We start from the raw sequence: 21643 nt of genomic DNA on the forward strand, positions 1-21643 counted from the left end.
TCCGGATGAGGCGACAGCCACCGCTTCGGGAACATTCCTTCATGAGGCAATACGCTCCGCCACAAGGCTGCCGTTGCGGGACGGCCGGCGGCCCTCCCGAAGCGCAACCTGCAACAATCGGGAACCCTGCAACCGCAGTCGATGTTCCTTTCGTCAGGAAACCTCATCCGGTTGGATCGGGGGAATTGCGCGATCACGGAGGCCCTCCGGCCCGTCGCGTCGGGGCCTCTGCATGACAGACAGACCGGAGGGACAATCCGATGGCCGATGCCACGCATCCGACGAACCCACCCGCCGAGGAGGCGATCCCCTCGCCCGAAGGCCCGACGCAGATCATCGAGACCGAATACGAGATCGGTCAGGACAATATCAGCTACCGACGAAGGTTCGTCTTCGAACTCGACATCCACAACGTCGTCTTCAGCGTCTCGGCCCTCAGCATCGTCGCCTTCACGTTCCTCACGCTGATGTTCCAGACGACGCTGGGCCCGGTCTTCACCGCCATCCGCGACACGCTGACATCGAACCTCGCCTGGTTCTTCCTGCTGTCGGGCAACCTCTTCGTGATCGTCTGCCTTGTGCTGGTCTTCCTGCCGCTGGGCCGTATCCGGCTGGGCGGGCCCGAGGCGACCCCGGACTACAACCGGATGTCCTGGTTCTCGATGCTCTTTGCCGCGGGCATGGGGATCGGGCTGATGTTCTACGGCGTCTCGGAACCGCTCGGGAACTTCACCGCGGCCTTCCAGGGCCCGGTGTTCGAGAACGGAGTGCGGACGGACTGGGCGCCGCTCAACGGCGCGCCGGGCGATGCCGAAGCCGCGCGGCGGCTGGCCATGGCGGCCACGATCTTCCACTGGTCGCTGCACCCGTGGGCGATTTACGCGGTCGTGGCGCTGTCGCTGGCGCTCTTCGCCTACAACAAGGGCCTGCCGCTTACGCTGCGCTCGGTCTTCTATCCGATCTTCGGCGAGCGCGTCTGGGGCTGGCCGGGCCATGTCATCGACATCCTTGCGGTCTTTGCCACCATCTTCGGCCTCTCGACCTCGCTCGGGATCGGAGCGCAGCAGGCGGGCGCGGGGCTTGATTTCCTCTTCGGCCTGCCCTCGACCATGGGGATGACGGTCTTTCTGGTGATCGTCATCACCGGGGTCGCCGCCGGCTCGGTGATCGCGGGGATGGAGAAGGGCGTGAAGCGCCTGTCGGAAATCAACATGGCGCTGGCCTTCCTGCTGCTGCTCTTCGTGATCCTCGTGGGCCCCAGCCTGCAGATCCTGCGCGGCTTCTTCCTCAACCTCTACGCCTATGTCCAGAACCTCCCCGCGCTCTCGAACCCGTTCGGGCGCACCGACGACAACTTCCGCCACGGCTGGACGGCCTTCTACTGGGCGTGGTGGATCAGCTGGTCGCCCTTCGTCGGCATGTTCATCGCCCGCGTCAGCCGCGGCCGCACCGTGCGCGAGTTCGTGATCGCCGTGCTGCTGATCCCGTCGCTCGTCTCGACGCTCTGGATGACGGCGCTTGGCGGAACGGCGATCAGCCAGGTGGTGGTCGAGGGGCTGAGCTCGGTCCAGAATGCCGCGCTCGAGATCCAGCTCTTCGAGATGCTGTCGCATCTGCCGCTGACACAGATCACGTCGCTGATCGGCATCGTGCTGGTGATCGTGTTCTTCGTCACCTCGTCGGACTCGGGCTCGCTGGTGATCGACACGATCGCCGCGGGCGGCAAGGTCAATGCGCCGGTGCCCCAGAGGGTGTTCTGGGCGACCTTCGAGGGGCTCGTGGCGATTGCGCTTCTGCTGGGGGGTGGTCTCGCGGCGCTTCAGGCGATGGCCGTCTCGACCGGCTTCCCCTTCACCATCGTCCTCCTTGGCGCCTGCTACGCGCTTATCAAGGGCCTTGCCGCCGAGCCGCGGTGAGGTGACGCCGTGGCGCCTGCCGTCGGGCAGGCGCCGCCCGTCCAGGCTTGACGTGCGCCTCAGCCTCGCTAGCTCTCGCCGGCGGGGCGACCGGAGGTGCATGGCATGACACGGCTCATCCTTGTGCTGGGCGACCAGTTGACAGAGACGCTTTCGTCCCTCCGGGCTGCCGATCCGGCGCGGGATGTCGTGGTCATGGCCGAGGTGGCCGAGGAAGGCATCTATGTTCCGCACCATCCCCAGAAGATCGCCCTCATCCTGTCGGCCATGCGCAAGTTCGCGCGGCGGCTCGAGGGCTTGGGCTTCGATGTCGCCTATTCCCGTCTCGACGACGCGGATACCGGGCCCTCCATCGGGGCCGAGTTGCTGCGCCGCGCCGGCGAGAGCGGTGCCAGCGAGATCCTCGTCACACAGCCCGGCGACTGGCGGCTGATCGCGTCCCTCGAGGCGCTTCCCCTGCCGGTCCGGTTCCTGCCGGACGACCGGTTCATCTGCCCGGCCGATGCCTTCGCCCGCTGGGCCGAGGGGCGCAAGCAACTGCGCATGGAATGGTTCTACCGCGACATGCGCCGCAAGACCGGCCTTCTGATGGAGGGCGACCAGCCCGCGGGGGGCCGGTGGAACTTTGACACCGAGAACCGCAAGCCGGCCGCGCCGGACCTGCTGCGCCCGCGTCCGCTGCGGTTCGAGCCGGATGGCGAGGTCCGCGCCGTTCTGGATCTGGTGGAGGCGCGCTTTCCGGGTCATTTCGGCCGCCTGCGCCCCTTTCACTGGCCGACCGACCGGGAGGAGGCGCTGCAGGCGCTCGAGCATTTCCTCCGCGAGAGCCTGCCGCGCTTCGGGGACGAACAGGATGCGATGCTGGCCGATGACCCGTTCCTGAGCCACGCGCTGCTGTCCTCGTCGCTGAACCTCGGGCTGCTGGGGCCGATGGAGGTCTGCCAGCGGGCCGAGGCCGAGTGGCGGGCCGGGCGCGCGCCGTTGAACGCGGTGGAGGGCTTCATCCGGCAGATCCTCGGATGGCGGGAATATGTCCGCGGCATCTGGGCGCTGTCGGGGCCGGACTACATGGCCGCGAACGGTCTGGCTCATCGCTCGGCCCTGCCCGCGCTCTACTGGGGGGCGCCCACGCGGATGGCCTGCCTTGCGGCCGCGGTGGGCCAGACGCGCGATCTGGCCTATGCCCACCATATCCAGAGGCTGATGGTGACGGGCAATTTCGCGCTGCTGGCCGGCGTCGATCCGGCCGAGGTCCATGAGTGGTATCTCTCGGTCTATATCGACGCGCTGGAATGGGTCGAGGCGCCGAACACGATCGGGATGAGCCAGTTTGCCGACCACGGCCTGATGGGGTCGAAGCCCTATGTCTCGTCGGGCGCCTACATCGACCGGATGTCGGATTATTGCCGCGGCTGCGCCTATTCGGTGAAGACGCGGACGGGGCCCAACGCCTGCCCCTTCAACCTGCTCTACTGGCATTTCCTCGCCCGCCACCGCGAGCGGTTCGAGCGCAACCCCCGGATGGTCCAGATGTATCGCACCTGGGACCGGATGGAGCCCGGACATCGTGACACGGTGCTGGCCGAAGCCGAGAGGTTCCTCGCACGGCTTCATGCGGGCGAGCCGGTCTGAGGGGGAAGGGCGGGCGATGGGCCTGCCCGGCGCCCCTGCAAGCTGGTCCGGGACAGGGAGGCTGCGCGCCCCCTTCGGTTCGCGCGCCGGGGCTGCACACGCACATGAGCGGGCCAGAGGATCCGTGCGGCTCGGGCGCGCACGGGGGTTACACGGGCGCCAGAACGGCCACACCGAACATTTGGGCCTCGTCGGTCAGGAAATCCGCAAGCCGCCATCCCGCCTCGGCCGCGCGGTTGGCAAAGCTCTCGGGCGAGAACTTGTGGCTGTTCTCGGTGTGGATCGTCTCTCCCTGCGCGAAGCGGATGGTGCGCGAGCCGATCTGCACGCTCTGCGCGCCAAGGCTTTCGAGATGCATCTCGATCCGGGCCTTGTCCGCGTTCCAGATCGCACGGTGGGCGAAGCGGTCGGGGTCGAAGTCGGCGCCGATCTCGCGGTTCATGCGGTGGAGAAGGTTGAGATTGAACGCCGCCGTGACGCCCGCCGCATCGTCATAGGCGCGCAGGAGGGTCTCCTCGTCCTTGATCAGGTCGATCCCCACGATGAAGCCGCGGATGCCCGGCCAGTCCCGCACCCCGCGCATCAGCGCGCGCGCGCCGTCGGGATCGAGATTGCCCAGAGTCGAGCCCGGAAAGAAGCCCACGCGCGGGTGGCCTTCGTCCTCCAGCCGCAGCGGGCGGGTGAAGTCGGCGGCCACCGGCCGGATCGGCAGACGGGGATAGGAGCTGGCCAGCCGCCGCGCGGTCTCCTTCAGGAACGAGGCGGAAATGTCCACCGGCACATAGGCCGACAGGCCCTCCAGACGGTCGAGAAGAAGCCGGGTCTTCACGCTGGCCCCGCTTCCGAGTTCCACCAGCTCGGCCCCTTCGGGCACATGCGACGCCAGCCGATCCGCGCCCGCCGACAGGATCGCGGTTTCGGTCCGGGTGGGATAATATTCCGGCAGTTCGGTGATGCGCTCGAAAAGCGCGCTGCCCTCGGCGTCGTAGAACCACTTCGGCTCCATCCGCTTGGGCGAGCCGGAAAGCCCGCGCAGCGCATCGGCCAGAAGCTCCGGGTTGCGGATGACCAGCGCGTCCATCACACGTCCCTCGCCAGCCGCAGGCCCATCATCTGCCACCTCTGATGGGGATAGAAGAAGTTGCGGTAGGTCGGCCGCATCTGCGCCGTGGGCGTCGCGCAGGAGCCGCCGCGCAGCACTTGCTGGTTGACCATGAACTTCCCGTTGTATTCGCCGATCGCTCCCTCGGGAGGACGGAAGCCGGGATATGGGCTGAAGGAGCTTGCGGTCCATTCCCAGACGTCGCCCCAGGGGCTGCCGCCGGGCAGCGGCCGCAGCGCGCCTTGCTCGAGGAAGTTGCCGGCGATGGGGCGATCGCGGAAGGCCACCTCCCATTCGGCCTCGGTCGGCAGCCGCCCGCCCGCCCAGCGGGCAAAGGCCTCGGCCTCGTAATAGCTGACATGGCAGACGGGCGCGTCGAGATTGACCGGCTGGGGCCCGCGCAGCGTGTAGGTCCACCAGACGCCGTCCTGCTGCCACCAGTAGAGCGGCGCATCCCACCGCTCACGCTCGCGCACGGCCCAGCCTTCCATCAGCCAGAGGGTCTGCTCGCCGTAGCCGCCGGCCTTCATGAAGGCGATCCAGTCGCGGTTGGTGACGGGCCGCTCGGCGATCTCGTAGGGATCGAGCCAGACGCGGTGGCGCGGACCTTCGCAATCGTAGGAGAAACCGCCGCCTTCGTGGCCGATCTCGACGAGCCCGCCCTCGTGGCGTGCGAAGCGGAGCGGCCGCTCCTCGGTCACGCCTACGGGCTCGGGGTCTCGGTAGGCGGGCAGCAGCGGGTTGTAGGAGAAGGCGTGCAGCAGATCGGTGACCAGAAGCTCCTGGTGCTGCATCTCGTGATGGCATCCCAGTTCCGCGAGCGCCGCGACCTCGGGATTGTCGCTGTGCTCGAGCAGGGTCCCGAGGGCCTCGTCCACATGGGCGCGGTAGTCGAGCACCGCCTGCACGCCCGGCCGCGAGACCAGCCCGCGCCGGGCCCGCGCATGGCGGGGCCCGGCCTGCACATAGTAGGAGTTGAACAGGAAGGCGAACCGGTCGTCGGGTGAGCGATAGCCCTGCGCGTGCGGCTTGAGGATGAACTCCTCGAAGAACCAGGTCGTATGGGCGAGATGCCACTTGGCCGGGCTCGCATCCTCCATCGACTGAAGCATCATGTCCTCGGGCGCCAGCGGCTGCGCGAGACGGGCCGTCATCGCGCGGGTCCGGGCAAACAGATCCTGCGCATAGGACCGCGAGGGCGGCGCGGCGGGCTTCGGCTGGGGCATGGGCATCCTCCTCCTCCGGGTGCCTCCAGCTAGGGCTGAGAGCCGGCCGGTCCACCGCCAGACGTCGCTTTTTGACCGCTCCTGCGGCGCCGGCGGCCCGCTGGAGCGCAAAGACGGAGCCTTCAAACAATCGTCACCACGTCCGCCTCCGCGCAGCTTTCCGCAAAGAAGGGTTGATTTTCGAGCAACGAAAGCGCAGTCGTCGGGCCCGAGAGATGCCAGCCGGAAAGACGAGACATGCCCGCATACCGTTCCCGCACCAGCACCCATGGCCGCAACATGGCCGGCGCGCGTGGCCTCTGGCGCGCGACCGGGGTGAAAGACAGCGACTTCGGCAAGCCGATCATCGCCATCGTGAACAGTTTCACCCAGTTCGTGCCGGGCCATGTCCATCTCAAGGACCTGGGCCAGCTCGTGGCGCGCGAGGTCGAGGCCGCGGGCGGGATCGCCAAGGAGTTCAACACCATCGCCGTCGATGACGGGATCGCGATGGGCCATGACGGGATGCTCTACTCCCTGCCCTCGCGCGAGCTGATCGCCGACTCGGTCGAATATATGGTCAACGCCCATTGCGCGGACGCGATGGTCTGCATCTCGAACTGCGACAAGATCACCCCCGGCATGCTGATGGCCGCGATGCGGCTAAACATTCCCGCCGTCTTCGTCTCGGGCGGGCCGATGGAGGCGGGCAAGGTCACGCTCGGCGACGGACGCACGGTCAAGATGGACCTGATCGACGCCATGGTGGCCGCGGCCGACGAAAAGGTCTCGGACGATGATCTGACCCGCATCGAGCAGGCCGCCTGCCCGACCTGCGGCTCCTGCTCGGGGATGTTCACGGCCAATTCGATGAACTGCCTGACCGAGGCGCTGGGGCTGTCGCTGCCGGGCAACGGCACCACGCTGGCGACCCATGCCTTCCGCAAGGACCTGTTCCTCGAGGCCGGGCGCCGGGCCGTCGAGCTTTGCCGCCGCTACTACGAGCAGGAGGACGAGAGCGTCCTGCCGCGTTCGATCGCGACCAAGCAGGCGTTCGAGAACGCCATGGCGCTCGACATCGCGATGGGCGGCTCAACCAACACGGTGCTGCACATCCTGGCCGCCGCGCAGGAAGGCGGCGTCGATTTCACGATGGACGACATCGACGCGCTCTCGCGCCGGGTGCCCTGCCTTTGCAAGGTCGCGCCGAACAAGGCCGACGTGCATATCGAGGACGTGCACCGCGCCGGCGGCATCATGTCGATCCTGGGCGAGCTGGACCGCGGCGGCCTTCTGCACCGCGATTGTGCGACCGTTCACGCCCCGACCCTCGGCGCGGCGATCGACCAGTGGGACATCGGCCGCTCGAACGCGGCCGAGGCGCGCGAGCTGTTCCTGGCCGCGCCCGGCGGTGTGCCCACGCAGGTGGCCTTCAGCCAGTCCTCGACGTGGGACAGCCTCGACACCGACCGCGAGACCGGCGTGATCCGCTCGGTCGCGGCGCCCTTCTCGCAGGATGGCGGGCTGGCGGTGCTGAAGGGGAACCTCGCGCCCGACGGCTGCATCGTGAAGACCGCGGGGGTGGACGAATCGATCCTCGTCTTCGCGGGCCCCGCCAAGGTGTTCGAGAGCCAGGACGCCGCCGTCTATGGCATCCTGAACGGCGGGGTGCAGGCGGGCGACGTGGTGGTGATCCGCTATGAGGGGCCGAAGGGCGGGCCGGGGATGCAGGAGATGCTCTACCCGACCTCCTACCTGAAGTCGAAAGGGCTGGGCAAAGCCTGCGCGCTCATCACGGACGGGCGGTTCTCGGGCGGCACGTCGGGCCTCTCGATCGGCCATGCCTCGCCCGAGGCGGCGTCGGGGGGCACCATCGGCCTCGTGCGCGAGGGCGACCGGATCGAGATCGACATCCCGAACCGCACCATCACCCTCGCCGTGCCGGAGGCCGAGCTGGCCGCACGCCGGACCGAACAGGATGCGAAGGGCTGGAAGCCCGCCGGGCCGCGCAAGCGCAAGGTCTCGCAGGCGCTGAAGGTCTATGCCCAGTTCGCGGCCTCGGCCGACAAGGGGGCCGTGCGCGTCCTGCCGGAGTGAGCCGCAGGGCCTGACGGACCGGAGGTCAAACTCCGGTCCGCGGCGGGGGCCGGCCACCGGCCGCCGTGACACAGCGGCCGCCCCGCGACATGGCAGCCGGTGTTGTGCCTGCCCGGCTCAGATCACCCGGACCTGCGTGCCGACGGGACAAAGCTCGAACAGTTCGGCGATCTTCTCGTTGTAAAGCCCGATGCAGCCGTCCGAAGAGGGTCGGCCGATCTTCCGCGTGTCGTGCGTGCCGTGGATGATGTAGGCGGGCCAGCCGAGATACATGGCGTGGGTGCCGAGCGGATTCTCGGGGCCGGGACCGATCGGCTTCCAGTCGGGATAACGCTCCATCTGCGAGGGCGTGGGTGTCCAGGAGGGGCCGACCTTCTTGCGCACGATCTCGGTGTAGCCGCGCTTCGTCAGCTCTTCCGACATTGGCACGGAGGTCGGGTAGATGCGGTACTCCTGCCCGTCCGCACTCCAGAAATGCAGCGCGCGCGAGGTGGTGTCGGCCACGATGGCGCCTTTGCCAAGACGATCGAAATGGTCTTCCCAACTCTGCATGGTGAAGGACGAGATGTTCGCCCGGTTCACGGTCCGGGCGATGGCCGGCATCGGCAACAGCAAGCCACCCGCTGCCGCAATCCCCAGACCCAGCGCATGGCGTCGGCTGAACGAACTCATCTGTCTGCTCCTTTGCTTCCTCGCGCCCCGGATGGGGAACGGAGCTTAAGAGCAGCTTAAGGATTGGCCCGGCCAGCGGTGACGCAGGGTCGCTCACACCGAGTTGATGGAGGCTCGGCCGGAGCAGCCGCCGTCACTCGGGCTGGAAGCCGTGGATCAGCTGGCGCAGGCCCACCGCGGCGCCGACGACGATCGCGGCCAGCGTGACCGGGCCCGACCAGGCCAGCGTGGCGAAGCCCGTCACGCCCTGTCCGATCGAACATCCCATGGCGACCACTCCGCCCACACCCATCAGGGCCGCCCCCGAGACCTGCCGGCCAAGCTCGCGTGGGTCCTCGCAGGCTTCCCAGCGGAAGAGGCCGCGGATCATCGACCCCGCCAGCGCGCCCAGGATCACCCCGGTGATCGAGCCCACCGAGAAGGTGATCCCGCCCGCGGTGGATGTCATGAGGAAGATCAGCGTCCGCCCGATCGGCGCGGTGAAGGACGGCCCCTCGATGCCAACGGCGCCGAAGCTGCCGTGGTTGAGCCAGCTGGTCGCGGCCAGGCACCAGACGACGGCCAGCCCCGCCGCCACGCCCCAGGCCATCATGCGCCGGTTGCGACGGATCGGCGCGTGCAGCAGCGCCCAGGCTCCCAGCGCCAGAGAGACGGCCAGCGCCACCAGAAGCGAGCCGGCAGCGCCCGCAATACCCAGCGAGGCCGCGATCCCCTGCGGCCCCGCCGCCTCGACCTGCGGGAAAAGCGCGATGCGCAGCGGGGCAAGCGGCCCCGACAGGGCGATGAAGGCGAAGATCCCCATCACCACCACGATCACCATCGAGCGGAGATCGCCGCCTCCGAAACGGACGAGAGCGCCAAAGCCGCAGTTGCCCGCCAGCGCCATGCCATAGCCGAAGACGAGCCCGCCCAGCACGCTCGCCCAGGGGTTCCAGACCATCTCGTGATAGATCGTCCCACCGAGATCCACGAGCCCTGCCGCCGCCAGCAGATGCGTCCCGAGGATCGCGGTCGCGAGAACGAGCCCCCAGAGCCGCAGTCGCCGCTGATCGCCCCCGTAGAGAGCCGATTCAAGTGCGGCGAGGGTGCAGAAATCGCCCAGCCGGGCGGCAAGGCCGAGCACGAGGCCCCCGGCAAGGCCGATCAGCGCCGCCAGGACGCCAAACGGTAGGCCTTCCATTCCCCTCTCCTCCCAAAGAGGTTCCGCGCGCCGTGATCGCTAGTCGCGGCGGCAGAAGAGTTCCGCGAGAAGGCGCACCATCCGCTCGACCTTGGGATCCAGGATCGAGTAGAAGATCGCCTGGCCCTCGCGCCGCGCACTCACCAGACCTTCCAGACGCAGCCGCGCAAGCTGCTGGCTTACCGCAGCCTGACGCGAAGAGAGCAGCGTTTCAAGCTCCATCACGCTCTTGGGCCCCGAGGACAGATGGCAGAGGATGGTGAGCCGCCCCTCGTGCCCGAGCGCCTTGAGGAAACCCGCGGCATCCTCTGCAGAGGCCACGAGATCGGCCGGACCCGGCGCCCCCGTTTCCGAGGGCACCTCTGCCTCCGCCCGTTCCGCCTGCTGCCGCGACATTGCCCGCCTCTCGATCCTTTCCAGAAATGCCACGAATTCCCCGGCGGCTTCCAGCGGGAATCGGCTTGGCCGCCCGCCGATCAGCCCTCGGGTCGGCCGGCGAGCATCTGGCCGAGCAGCGCCCAGAAGAAGGACTCGCCCGGATAGCCCTCGATCCGGCCGACCTCATGACCATCGTCGGTCAGCACGAAGGTGGGCGTGAAGGTGGCCGGGCGGGCCAGCGAGACGCCCTCGGGCAGGTCCGCCCTGAGCTGCTGCCGGACCAGCGGGGCAGCCTGACCCTCGGCCGTGCGATCATAGACCGGCGCCACCTCGCGGTCCCAGGCCTCGCACCAGACGCAGCCCGGCTGCTCGATCATCATCAGCCGCAGGTCGGCCGCAGCCGGGGTTGCGCCCAGAGCAAGCAGAACGAAGGTGGTTCGCAACAGCATGATTGACGTCCGCCATGAAATATCGAAATATCCTAATCTATCTGGGGGCGACTGCAAACACCTTCATGCCCCGGTTTCGGGATCCGGTCCCGGCGAGGGAGGACAGCGGCATCGCGGGGAGGCGGTGCCGCCATCAGCGACAACGAGTGACGGGCTTCGGTCCGGCAAGTGCCCTCGGGCGCTGCCGGCCGACCATGAGTGCGCGAAGGGGAGGGTGGATGTTCGAGATGAGCTATGGCGGGGCGGCACTGGCGGGACTGTTGTCCTTCCTCTCGCCCTGCATCCTGCCGATGGTGCCGTTCTATCTCTGCTACATGGCCGGGATCTCGATGCACGAGCTGCGCGGCGCGGCCGGGATTGCGCCGGGGGCGCAGCGGCGGCTCGTGGCCTCGGCGCTGGCCTTCGCGCTTGGGGTCACTACGATCTTCGTGCTTCTCGGGCTTGGCGCCACCGCCCTCGGTCAGGCCTTTGCCCAGTGGAAGGAGCCGCTCTCCTATGTTGCGGCCGCCGTCCTCTTCCTGTTCGGCCTGCATTTTCTCGGTCTGTTGCGCATCCCGTTCCTCTACCGCGAAGCCCGGATCGAGTCGCGGGCCGAACCGTCGAGCTTCCTCGGCGCCTATGTGATGGGGCTGGCCTTCGGATTTGGCTGGACGCCCTGCGTGGGCCCCGCCCTTGCCGCGATCCTGATGATCGCGAGCGGCATGGGCGAGCTCTGGCGCGGCGCCTCGCTGCTGCTGACCTACGGGCTTGCGATGACGCTGCCCTTCGTCCTGGCCGCGCTCTTTGCGCAGCCGTTCCTTGGCTGGGTCGGCCGCCACCGCCGCCACCTCGGCCATGTCGAGAAGGCGATGGGCGCCATGCTCATCCTGTTTGCCGTGCTGATTGCCACCAACTCCGTGAACCGGATCGCGGACTTCATGATCCGGCATTTCGACTGGAGCGGAACGCTCACCTGAGGGAGGAGAAGATGCGACTTCTGACACTGGCCGCGGCGGCCGCGCTCGCCCTGCCCGTTCATGCGGCCGAGCTGGGCGATGACGGTTTGCACAAGCCGGACTGGCTGCGCGACACGTTCAAGGACCTGCGCGAGGATCTGGCGGAGGCGAATGGCGACGGCAAGCGGTTGCTGGTCACCTTCGAGCAGCGGGGCTGCATCTACTGCACGAAGATGCACGAGGAGATCTTCCCCGACCCCGAAATCGAGTCGCTGATCCGCGACCATTACTTCGTCGTGCAGATGAACCTGTTCGGCGATACCGAAGTCACCGATTTCGACGGCCGGGTCATGAGTGAGAAGGAGGCCGCGGCGAGGTGGGGTGTGATGTTCACCCCCACCCTGATGTTCCTTCCCGAAGAGGTGCCCGAGGGGGCCACCGCCGCGCAAGCCGCGGTGGCGACGATGCCGGGCGCATTCGGCAAGGGCACCACGTCAGCCCTGCTCACCTGGGTGCGCGATCACGGCTACGAAGGCGGCGAGCATTTCCAGAAGTTCGTGGCCGAGCGCATGAAGAACGACCCGTCAGAGCAGAGCTCCGGCAACTGATGCGCGAAATTAATGCAAGAATTCTAATATCTTTATTGCGCGACATGAGAGGCCGGCGTATCGTTCGAGTCGGAGGAGTTCAGGGAGGAGAGGATGAGGCACCAGTATCTGCTGGGCGTGGTGGCGGCTTGCCTGGCGCTTCCGGCGCTGGCCCTGACCGGACCGCATGACCTGCAATTTGCGGATGGCGCGCTGGCGGAGTCGCTGACCGGCCAGCCCGGCGACCCCGCCGCCGGGGCAAAGGTGATGATGACGCGCCCGCTGGGCAATTGCGTCGCCTGCCACGAGGTTCCGACCATGGCCGATGTGCCGTTCCAGGGCGACGTCGGTCCCTCGCTCGCAGGGGTGGCCGACCGCTACAGCGAGGCGCAGCTGCGCGGGATCGTGGCCAATGCGAAGATGACCTTCGAGGGCTCGGTCATGCCGGCCTTCTACAAGAACAGCGGCTACATCCGCCCGGGCGATGGCTTTACGACCAAGCCCGCGCCCGCCGACCTGCAGCCGATCCTGACCGCGCAAGAGATCGAGGATGTCGTCGCCTACCTCCTGACACTGAAAGAGTGACCGGAGAGGCCCGAAGGAGGACCCTGACATGAGGCTTTCGAGACGAGACACACTGGTGCTGGGCATGGGGGGTCTGGCGGCCCTGGCCCTGCCGGGTTCGGCCCTTGCGGCCGCCGAAGAGGCCATCGCCGCCTTCACCGGAGGTGCAACGCCCGGCAGCGGCGGCATCAAGCTGATCGCCCCCGAGATCGCCGAGAACGGCAACACCGTGCCGATCACGGTCGATGCGCCCGGCGCAGCCTCGATCATGCTGGTCGCGACCGGCAACCCGGAACCGGCGGTGGCGACCTTCACCTTCGGCCCCGCCGCGGGCTCGCAGATGGCGGCGACGCGCATCCGGCTGGCCAAGACGCAGGACGTGGTCGCCATCGCGAAGATGCCCGACGGCAGCTTCGTTCAGGCAGCCGCAACGGTGAAGGTCACCATCGGCGGCTGCGGCGGCTGACACAGGGAGACGAGAGACATGGCCAAGGATGCAAAACCCCGCGTGAAGGTGCCCAAGACCGCCAGCCCCGGCGAGGTCGTCACGCTCAAGACGCTCATCAGCCACCAGATGGAGAGCGGCCAGCGGAAGGATGCCGACGGCAACCTGATCCCGCGCTCGATCATCAACCGCTTCACCTGCGATTTCAACGGCGTGAACGTGATCGACGTGACGATCGAGCCCGCCGTCTCGACCAATCCCTACTTCGAATTCGATGCCAAGGTGGATGCCTCGGGCGAGTTCAAGTTCACATGGTACGACGACGACGGCTCGATCTACGAGGACGCGAAACCGATCGAGGTCGCCTGACACCAAGGCCCGGTCGTCCGCAGGGAGGCGGGCGGCCCCACCCAGGGAGGAACCGCCAATGAGACTGCGCCTGCGCAGCCCGCTTCTTGCCGCCATCCTTGCCCTTGCCACCGGGCCGGCGCTGGCGGACCCACACCCGGATGCCGAGCTTGTCATCAACGGCGAGATCGAGCTTGCAACCCGCGCCCCGGCGCCCGACCACCTGAAAGGCACCTTCGACACCGTCTATTCCGGCTGGCTGTTCCGCACCGACGAGACCCGCGCGCTGGAGATGGACGATTTCGACAACCCGGCCATGGTCTTCGCTGACATGGGCGTTGATCGCTGGAACGCGGTGGATGGCAACGAGGGCAAGTCCTGCGCCTCGTGCCACGACGGGATCGAAAGCATGAAGGGCGTGCGCGCCTCGATGCCGAAGATCAACCCGGCCGGCAATGACCTGTGGTCGGTCGAGAATTTCATCAACACCTGCCGGACCGAGCGCATGGGCGCGGAAGCCTGGAAGTGGAACTCGCCCGAGATGAAGCAGATGACCTCGGCAATCTCGCTGCAATCGCGGGGGATGCCGGTCGCGGTGCAGATCGACGGGCCCGCGGAACCCTACTGGGAACAGGGCAAGGAGATCTACTACACCCGCTACGGTCAAATGGAGCTGGCCTGTTCCTCGTGCCACGAGCTGAACATGGGCAAGATGATCCGCGCCGACCACCTGAGCCAGGGCCAGATCAACGGCTTCCCGACCTACCGGCTGGCCGATGCGGGGATCGTCTCGATCCACCAGCGGTTTTCGGGCTGCATCCGCGACACCCGCGGCGAGCCGTTCGAGGCGGGCTCGCCCGAGTTCCGCGCGCTCGAGCTTTACGTTGCCTCGCGCGGCCTGTCGCTGCCCGTCGAGGGTCTGGCGGTCCGCCAGTAAACTGCCGGCGCGCGGACTTCGCGCGCCCCTCCCCTTCCGGCCGATCCCCGGCGCGTCGCCTGACGCGACCGAAGGCGGCTGCCCGCAAAGGACGATCCGATGATTTCCCGCCGCGAGTTCCTTCAGGCCAGCATGGCCGCCTCGGTGATCTGGGGCGCCTCGGGCATCGGCCGCTGGTCGCGCCTTGCCGCGCAGCAGGCCCTGACCCAGGACCAGCTGCTGCAGTTCGAGGATTTCGGCAACCTGACGCTGATCCACGTCACCGACATCCACGCCCAGCTGAAGCCGATCTGGTTCCGCGAACCCGAGATCAACCTTGGCGTGGGCGAGGCCAAGGGCCGGCCCCCGCATGTGACCGGCGCCGATTTCCTGAAGCTCTACGGCCTGAAGCCGGGCAGCCCCGACGCCTATGCCCTGACGCATGTGGATTTCGAGGCCCTGGGCAAGACCTATGGCCGGATGGGCGGGATGGACCGGATCGCGACCGTGGTGAAGGCGATCCGCGCCGCCCGCCCCGAGGCGCTGCTGCTCGACGGCGGCGACACCTGGCACGGCTCGATGACCTCGCTGCTCACCAGGGGGCAGGACATGGTCAACGCGATGAACGCGCTGAAGGTCGATGCCATGACCTCGCACTGGGAATGGACGCTGGGCACCGAGCGGGTGCAGGAGATCGTGGACGCCCTGCCCTTCCCCTTCCTCGGCGCCAACATCTTCGACAAGGAATGGGACGAGCCCGCCTTCCCGCCCTACGAGATCTTCGAGCGCGGCGGCCTGCAGGTGGCCGTAATCGGGCAAGCCTTCCCCTACATGCCCATCGCCAACCCCGGCTGGATGTTTCCCGAATACTCGTTCGGTGTCCGCGAGGAGCGGATGCAGGACATGGTGGACGAGGTGCGCGAAAAGGGCGTCGATCTGGTCGTCTGCCTCTCGCACAACGGCTTCGACGTCGACCGCAAGATGGCCGCGCGGATCAAGGGGATCGATGTCATCCTGACCGGCCACACCCACGACGCCCTGCCCGAGCCGGTTCTGGTGGGCGAGACGATCCTCATCGCCTCGGGCTCGCATGGGAAGTTCATCAGCCGCGTCGATCTCGACGTGCGCGACGGGCGGATGATGGGATTCCGCCACAAGCTGATCCCGATCTTCTCCGACGTGATCGCCCCGGATGCCGAGATGGCGGCGCTGGTCGACGCCGAGCGCGCGCCGTATCAGGCGCAACTGTCCGAGGAACTGGCCCGCACCGAGAGCCTGCTTTACCGCCGCGGCAACTTCAACGGCACGTGGGACGATCTGATCTGCCAGGCGATGCTGTCAGAGCGCGACGCCGAGATCGCCATGTCGCCCGGCGTGCGCTGGGGCACCACCGTCATGCCCGGCCAGGCGATCACCCGCGAGGATCTGCTGAACGCCACCTCGATGACCTACGGCGCCTGCTACCGCAATGAAATGACGGGAGAGTTCCTCAAGACCGTGCTCGAGGACGTGGCCGACAACATCTTCAACCCCGATCCCTATTACCAGCAGGGCGGCGACATGGTTCGCGTCGGCGGCCTTGGCTACCGGATCGACATCTCGCAGCCGATCGGCAGCCGGATCTCCGAGATGACGCTGCTCCGCACCGGCGAGGCGATCGATCCGGCCCGCAGCTACACGGTCGCCGGGTGGGCCTCGGTCAACGAGGGGACCGAGGGGCCGCAGATCTGGGACGTGGTCGAAAGCCACCTGAAGAAGATCGGCACCGTGAAGCTGGAGCCGAACAGCTCCGTCACCATCACCGGCGCCTGAGACGAGAGGACCGCCATGACCGATATGACCAAGAAAGGCACGACCCGCCGCGGCTTTCTGGCCGGCGCCGCCGCCGGAGGCGCGCTGGCCGCCACCGCCGCACGCGCGGGCGGACCCGATCCGCTGATCACCGAGGTGCAACCCTGGGCGCAGGCGCTTGGCGACGGCGTGGACGCCACGCCCTACGGGATGCCGATCCATCTCGAATCCCATGTGGTGCGGCGCAACGTGGAGTGGCTGACGGCCGATACGATCAGCTCGGTCAACTTCACCCCGATCCATGAGCTTGACGGCACGATCACCCCGCAGGGCTGCGCCTTCGAGCGTCACCATGCGGGCGCCATCGAACTCGCCAAACCCGACTGGCGGCTGATGATCCACGGGCTTGTCGAACGACCGCTCGTCTTCACCTACGACGACCTGATCCGCTTCCCGCGCGAGAACCACACCTATTTCCTGGAATGCGCTGCGAACAGCGGGATGGAGTGGGCGGGGGCGCAGTTGAACGGCTGCCAGTTCACCCATGGCATGATCCACAACATGGAATACACAGGCATTCCGCTGCGCACCCTGCTGGCCGAAGCGGGCGTGAAGCCGGAAGGCAAGTGGGTGCTGGTGGAAGGCGCCGACGCCTCGGCGATGAGCCGCTCGATCCCGATCGAGAAGGCGCTCGATGACGTTCTGGTGGCGTTCAAGGCCAATGGCGAGGCGCTGCGCAAGGAACATGGCTATCCCGTCCGGCTGGTCGTGCCGGGCTGGGAGGGCAACATGTGGGTCAAGTGGCTGCGCCGCGTCGAGGTGGGCGACCAGCCCTGGGAGCATCGCGAGGAGACCTCGAAATACACCGACACGATGGCCGACGGCCGCTCGCGCCGCTGGACCTGGGAGATGGACGCGAAGTCGATCATCACGAGCCCCAGCCCACAGGCGCCGATCACCCACGGCCCCGGCCCCACGGTGATCTCGGGCCTCGCGTGGTCAGGGCGCGGCACGATCCGCGAGGTGCATGTTTCGCTCGACGGCGGGAAGAACTGGCAGCAGGCGCGTCTGTCCGGCGCCAGCCACGACAAGGCGCTGCACCGCTTCTACCTCGACTTCGACTGGGACGGCTCGGAACTGCTGCTGCAATCCCGCGCGGTGGACAGCACCGGCTATGTCCAGCCGACCAAGGAACAGCTGCGCAGCTTCCGCGGCGTCAACTCGGTCTATCACAACAACGGCATCCATACCTGGTGGGTCAAGGCGAACGGAGAGGCAGAAAATGTCGAGATTTCCTGAGCTTCTGCTGTTGGCGGCGATCCTGTCCGCCCCTGCGGCCGCGGCCGAGGCCCCCCGCGTCGGCCGGATCGCCCTGCCCGAAGAGATCGCCGCCTGGAACCTCGACATCCGGCCCGACGGGTTCGGCTTGCCCGAAGGCTCGGGTGACGTGCTGACGGGGGAAGAGCTGTTTTCCGAACGCTGTGCCCTCTGCCACGGCGAATTCGGCGAGGGGGTGGACAACTGGCCCAAGCTCGCGGGCGGCCAGGGCACGCTCGATCACGACGATCCGCAGAAGACCATCGGCAGCTACTGGCCCTATCTTTCGACCGCATGGGATTACGTCTACCGCGCCATGCCCTTCGGCGATGCGCGCAGCCTGACCAGCGACGAAACCTACGCCATCGTGGCCTACCTGCTCTACAACAACGATCTTGTGGACGAGGATTTCACCCTGTCGCGCGAGAACTTCCTCGAGGTCGAGATGCCGAACGCCGATGGCTTCTTCGTGGACGACCGGGCGACGACCGAGATCCCGGCCTTCAGCCAGCCCCCCTGCATGACGGACTGCAAGCAGGAGGTCGGGATCACCATGCACGCAACCGTGCTTGACGTGACACCTGACGACACGACCGACTGACGACCGCGACGCCCCGCAAGGGCCGCGGGCACGGCCCCGGCCCTGTCTTGCCAGTAGAGACGGCAGGGCCCGCACCGGCCCTTCCCCGTGCCCGAAGGAGTGACGCCGATGAGACTGACCCGCCGCACCTTCCTTGCATCCTCCGCGGCCTGCCTCGCCGCACCGGCCGTCACGGGGCAGGCCCGGGCCCGAGTGCTCGTGGTCGGCGGTGGCGCAGGCGGAGCCTCGGTCGCGCGCCACCTGGCGGCCGAAGGCGCGGGTGCCGCCGACATCACGCTGATCGAGCCGAACGCGGTCTATCACACCTGCTTCTTCTCGAACCTGCATCTGGGCGGGCTCCGCAGTCTCGACAGCCTCGCCCACTCCTACGACCGGCTGGGCGGTCTTGGCGTGAAGCTTGTCGCCGACAAGGTGGCGGCCGTGGACCGCGAGCGGCGCCGGGTGGCGCTCTCCGCGGGCGGAACGCTCGACTGGGACTGGCTCGTGCTGTCTCCCGGGATCGACTTTGTCGATGACAGCGTTCCGGGCTGGACGCTGGCCGCGGCCGATCTCATGCCGCACGCCTACAAGGCGGGCGAACAGACAAGCCTGTTGCGCAAGCAGCTCGACGCGATGCCGCCGGGCGGCACCTTCTGTCTGATCGCCCCGCCCAACCCCTACCGCTGCCCGCCCGGGCCCTACGAACGGATCTCGATGATCGCGCACCGTTTCACGCAGGTGAACCCGACGGCCCGGATCCTGCTTCTCGACCCGAAGGAGAGCTATTCGAAGCAGACGCTCTTCGAGGAAGGCTGGCAGGCGCACTATCCCAACATGATCGAGCGTCTGGGCCCGGAAATGGGCGGCGACCGCGTCGAGGTCCGCCCCGACCGGATGGAGGTGGTGATCGACGGGGAGGTCGAGAAGGTCGATGTCTGCAACGTCATTCCGGGCCAGGTCGCGGGCCGCATCATCGCCGAGGCGGGCCTTGCCGACGAGACCGGCTGGGCGCCCATCGATCCTGCCACGATGAAGAGCCGCAAGGATCCCGCGATCTTCGCCCTTGGCGATGCCGCCGTGGCCGGAGACATGCCCAAATCGGCCTCGGCGGCCAACAGCCAGGCGAAGGTGGTGGCGGCCGTGCTTCTCGCCGAGATCGCGGGCAACGCGGCCCCGCCTGCCCGCTACGTCAACACCTGCTGGTCGCTCATCGCCCCGGAGGATTCGGTGAAGGTCGGCGGCACCTACGAGCCGACGCCCGAGAAGATCGCCTCGATCGACCGGTTCATCAGCCAGACCGAAGAGGATCGCGCCACCCGCCTCGCCACCTGGCAACAGAGCCTCGGCTGGTATGCGGGCATCACCTCCGACATGTTCGGCTGAGGCACACCCGCCGCGAACGCCCCCGCAGCGGCGGCCCGTGAAAGGGGCCGCCGCTTGCCATCTCCAGACGGAAAGGCCCGCCATGATCGTCTCGCGCCGCCACTTTCTCGCCACCGCCGCCGCGGGGATCGCCCTGCCGCAGCGCCTCTGGTCCGCCAGCCGCATCGAAAGCGGGACGATGCAGGTCGAGACCCTCTCGGACGGGCATCTGGTGCTGCCCACCGACTTCCTTTTCGGCGACATGCCCAAGGCGGAACTGGCGCCGATCCTCGCCCGTCACGGCGTGGCGGGCGGCGCGGTCGAGCCGCCGTGCAACGTGACCCTCCTGCGCGACGGCGGCCGCACCATCCTGTTCGACGTGGGCGCGGGCGCGGATTTCATGCCGACGGCGGGCCGGCTGTCCGAGGCGCTGGACGCGCTCGATCTGTCGCCCGAGGAAATCACCCATGTCCTCTTCACCCACGGCCACCCGGATCATCTCTGGGGGCTGCTGGATGAGTTCGACGAGCCGCTCTTTGCCAACGCCCGGCACATGATGGGGCGGGCCGAGTTCGACTACTGGATGGACCCCGACACGGCCTCGGCGATCGGCGAGGCGCGGCAGAGCTTTGCCGCAGGCGCGCGGCGGCGGCTTGAGACCATCGCCGACCGGATCTCGCTGTTCGAGGATGGCGAGGCGGTGCTGCCGGGCGTCACGGCCCGTCTCACCCCGGGCCACACGCCCGGCCACATGGCCTTCCTGATCGACGGGCCGGACCCCATGATGATCGCGGGCGACGCCCTGGCGAACGCTCATGTCAACTTCGAGCGGCCGGAATGGCGCTCGCCCTCGGATCAGGATGCCGAGCTTGCGGCCGAAACGCGCGTGGGGCTTCTCGATCAGTTGTCGGCGGACGGCCTGATCCTCGTGGGCTTTCACCTGCCCGAGGGCGGGATCGGCCGGGTCGAGCGGACGAAGGAGGGCTACCGCTACCTGCCGGGCTAGGCGATGGCGGGCCGCGACGCCTGATCGACGACCAGATCGGTCAGGACGGCGCCGATCCACATGCAGAGAAGTGCGAGCCAGGCCGTCGCCACGAAGATCGAGGTTCCCGAGACGCCCGCCCCGATCGCGCAGCCACCCGCGAGCATCGCACCGAAGCCCATCAGGACCGCGCCGATCATCGCCCGCCGCATGGCCGGCGCACCATCGAAACCCTGGAACTTCAGCTCTCGCGCAAAGCCCGCGGCGATCAGCGCGCCCAGGAATACGCCCGGCACAAGCCCCACGTCGAAGCCGAACTCGGGGTTCGGCACCAGAAAGAACATGAGCGTGTTCGCCGAGGGCCCGCTGAAGGTCGCCGAGGTGACCGCCACGGGCTCGAAGCTGACCTGCGCGAGGCTGTAGGTCAGCACCCAGCCAAGGGCCGCGGCGAAGCCCACGCCCGAGGCGAAGACGAGGGTCGAGACACCGATCCTGTTCCTGCGTGCAAGCCACAGCGCAAAGCCCGCAAGCCCAAGCCCCAGCACGAGGCCCGTCGCGCGAGGCATGCCCAGCAGATCGAGCAGATCCACGTTCCGCCCCGCCGGCGTCACCCACAGCCGCGCGAGCCAGTCGCGCAAGGGCGCAAGCCAGCCGTGCAGCGACATCTGCGCCACCACGGCAAAGATCAGCCCGGCTACCACCGAGCGCAGGTTCCCCGTCGCCGCCAGCACCAGAAGCCGCCCCGAGCAGCCGCGGGCCAGCACCATGCCGGCCCCGAAGAGAAAGCCCCCGAGGATCGCCCCCGACCAGGAGCCGGTGACGGCCATCATCCGCGCCTCGTCCGCCCGGAAGAAGCCGAGGGCCCCGGCCGCCTGCACCCAGACCAGCGCCGTCGAGAAGGTCAGCAGCCAGACCGCCATCCGCTGCCCGAACTGGCCGCGGGCGAACTCGACCGTGGCCGCCCGCAGGCAGAAGGCGGACCGCTGCGCGGCGATCCCGAAGACGATCCCGGTTAGCAAGCCGAAGAGGGCCGATGTCCGCGCCTCTCCCAAGAGATCCACGAGCGGCACGACATCCATGGCACCCTCCCCGGTTGATGCGCGATGCTACATCACACCGCCTGTGGCCCTTGTTGATCTGGATCAGCCCCATCAAGGGGCGGATACCTCCGCTCGCCCGCGC

At 67.9% G+C, this 21643-nt stretch carries 20 protein-coding genes and 1 pseudogene; 14 read left to right on the plus strand and 7 right to left on the minus strand.

Going from position 1 to position 21643, the window contains the following annotated elements:
- Positions 1-260: 260 nt before the first annotated feature.
- Together FG154_RS12995 and FG154_RS13000 are read left to right on the plus strand one after the other, a co-directional pair.
- Positions 261-1916 carry a BCCT family transporter gene (locus FG154_RS12995; RefSeq protein WP_145108579.1) on the plus strand — a complete coding sequence of 552 codons (1656 nt, stop codon included), beginning with the start codon at positions 261-263 and terminating at the stop codon, positions 1914-1916.
- A gap of 105 nt (positions 1917-2021) precedes the next feature.
- Positions 2022-3548, plus strand: coding sequence for a cryptochrome/photolyase family protein (locus FG154_RS13000; protein WP_145108582.1), 1527 nt, complete (start codon positions 2022-2024; stop codon positions 3546-3548).
- Positions 3549-3696: 148 nt separating this feature from the next.
- On the opposite strand, the gene egtD is transcribed toward FG154_RS13000, so the two are convergent.
- Both egtD and egtB read right to left on the minus strand, forming a co-directional pair.
- Positions 3697-4629, minus strand: a complete 933-nt coding sequence (gene egtD, locus FG154_RS13005; protein ID WP_145108585.1) for an L-histidine N(alpha)-methyltransferase — start codon at positions 4627-4629, stop codon at positions 3697-3699.
- A complete protein-coding gene (egtB, locus tag FG154_RS13010; RefSeq protein ID WP_145108588.1) occupies positions 4629-5876 on the minus strand; it encodes an ergothioneine biosynthesis protein EgtB in 1248 nt (415 codons plus the stop codon). The genes egtD and egtB overlap by 1 nt, the downstream gene beginning before the upstream one ends.
- A gap of 237 nt (positions 5877-6113) precedes the next feature.
- Here egtB and ilvD point away from each other — a divergent pair, with 237 nt between their 5' ends.
- Positions 6114-7952, plus strand: a complete 1839-nt coding sequence (ilvD, locus tag FG154_RS13015; RefSeq protein WP_145108591.1) for a dihydroxy-acid dehydratase — start codon at positions 6114-6116, stop codon at positions 7950-7952.
- Positions 7953-8069: 117 nt separating this feature from the next.
- On the opposite strand, the gene FG154_RS13020 is transcribed toward ilvD, so the two are convergent.
- The 4 genes from FG154_RS13020 to FG154_RS13035 form a co-directional block, all read right to left on the minus strand.
- Complete coding sequence (locus tag FG154_RS13020) at positions 8070-8624, minus strand: L,D-transpeptidase (RefSeq protein ID WP_145108593.1); 555 nt, start codon at positions 8622-8624, stop codon at positions 8070-8072.
- A gap of 133 nt (positions 8625-8757) precedes the next feature.
- Entirely contained in the window at positions 8758-9804 is a 1047-nt protein-coding gene (locus FG154_RS13025; RefSeq protein ID WP_145108596.1) for a YeeE/YedE family protein, read from the minus strand.
- 39 nt (positions 9805-9843) lie between these two features.
- Positions 9844-10200 (minus strand): ArsR/SmtB family transcription factor, encoded by a 357-nt coding sequence (locus FG154_RS13030; RefSeq protein WP_011910798.1) that lies wholly within the window; start codon positions 10198-10200, stop codon positions 9844-9846.
- Between the two features lie 80 nt (positions 10201-10280).
- A complete protein-coding gene (locus FG154_RS13035) occupies positions 10281-10631 on the minus strand; it encodes a thioredoxin domain-containing protein (protein ID WP_145108599.1) in 351 nt (116 codons plus the stop codon).
- 218 nt (positions 10632-10849) lie between these two features.
- Here FG154_RS13035 and FG154_RS13040 point away from each other — a divergent pair, with 218 nt between their 5' ends.
- The 11 genes and pseudogenes from FG154_RS13040 (at position 10850) to FG154_RS13090 (ending at position 20482) form a co-directional block, all read left to right on the plus strand.
- Positions 10850-11587 (plus strand): cytochrome c biogenesis CcdA family protein, encoded by a 738-nt coding sequence (locus tag FG154_RS13040; RefSeq protein ID WP_145108602.1) that lies wholly within the window; start codon positions 10850-10852, stop codon positions 11585-11587.
- 11 nt (positions 11588-11598) lie between these two features.
- Positions 11599-12174 (plus strand): SoxW family protein, encoded by a 576-nt coding sequence (locus FG154_RS13045; RefSeq protein ID WP_145108605.1) that lies wholly within the window; start codon positions 11599-11601, stop codon positions 12172-12174.
- 93 nt (positions 12175-12267) lie between these two features.
- On the plus strand, positions 12268-12738 hold the full coding sequence (soxX, locus tag FG154_RS13050) for a sulfur oxidation c-type cytochrome SoxX (protein ID WP_145108608.1): 471 nt from the start codon (positions 12268-12270) through the stop codon (positions 12736-12738).
- A 28-nt stretch (positions 12739-12766) separates the two neighbouring features.
- Positions 12767-13183: a thiosulfate oxidation carrier protein SoxY gene (soxY, locus tag FG154_RS13055; protein WP_145108611.1), complete on the plus strand. Its 417-nt coding sequence runs from the start codon at positions 12767-12769 to the stop codon at positions 13181-13183.
- An 18-nt stretch (positions 13184-13201) separates the two neighbouring features.
- Complete coding sequence (gene soxZ / locus FG154_RS13060) at positions 13202-13531, plus strand: thiosulfate oxidation carrier complex protein SoxZ (RefSeq protein WP_145108614.1); 330 nt, start codon at positions 13202-13204, stop codon at positions 13529-13531.
- 58 nt (positions 13532-13589) lie between these two features.
- Complete coding sequence (soxA, locus tag FG154_RS13065; RefSeq protein ID WP_145108617.1) at positions 13590-14447, plus strand: sulfur oxidation c-type cytochrome SoxA; 858 nt, start codon at positions 13590-13592, stop codon at positions 14445-14447.
- Between the two features lie 99 nt (positions 14448-14546).
- A complete protein-coding gene (soxB, locus tag FG154_RS13070; protein WP_145108620.1) occupies positions 14547-16238 on the plus strand; it encodes a thiosulfohydrolase SoxB in 1692 nt (563 codons plus the stop codon).
- 15 nt (positions 16239-16253) lie between these two features.
- On the plus strand, positions 16254-17516 hold the full coding sequence (gene soxC / locus FG154_RS13075) for a sulfite dehydrogenase (RefSeq protein WP_145108623.1): 1263 nt from the start codon (positions 16254-16256) through the stop codon (positions 17514-17516).
- Positions 17500-18123 (plus strand): annotated as a pseudogene (locus tag FG154_RS13080) (c-type cytochrome); the annotation flags it as partial. The gene soxC and the pseudogene FG154_RS13080, both read left to right, overlap by 17 nt.
- A 120-nt stretch (positions 18124-18243) precedes the next feature.
- Complete coding sequence (locus FG154_RS13085) at positions 18244-19497, plus strand: NAD(P)/FAD-dependent oxidoreductase (protein WP_145108630.1); 1254 nt, start codon at positions 18244-18246, stop codon at positions 19495-19497.
- Between the two features lie 82 nt (positions 19498-19579).
- Positions 19580-20482, plus strand: a complete 903-nt coding sequence (locus FG154_RS13090; RefSeq protein ID WP_145108633.1) for an MBL fold metallo-hydrolase — start codon at positions 19580-19582, stop codon at positions 20480-20482.
- Here FG154_RS13090 and FG154_RS13095 read toward each other — a convergent pair.
- Complete coding sequence (locus tag FG154_RS13095; RefSeq protein WP_145108636.1) at positions 20479-21540, minus strand: YeeE/YedE family protein; 1062 nt, start codon at positions 21538-21540, stop codon at positions 20479-20481. The two genes, FG154_RS13090 and FG154_RS13095, sit on opposite strands and share 4 nt — an antisense overlap.
- Positions 21541-21643: the final 103 nt, after the last annotated feature.

It is taken from the genome of Cereibacter sediminicola (assembly GCF_007668225.1).
In the GTDB taxonomy this organism is placed as follows: Bacteria; Pseudomonadota; Alphaproteobacteria; order Rhodobacterales; family Rhodobacteraceae; genus Cereibacter_A; species Cereibacter_A azotoformans.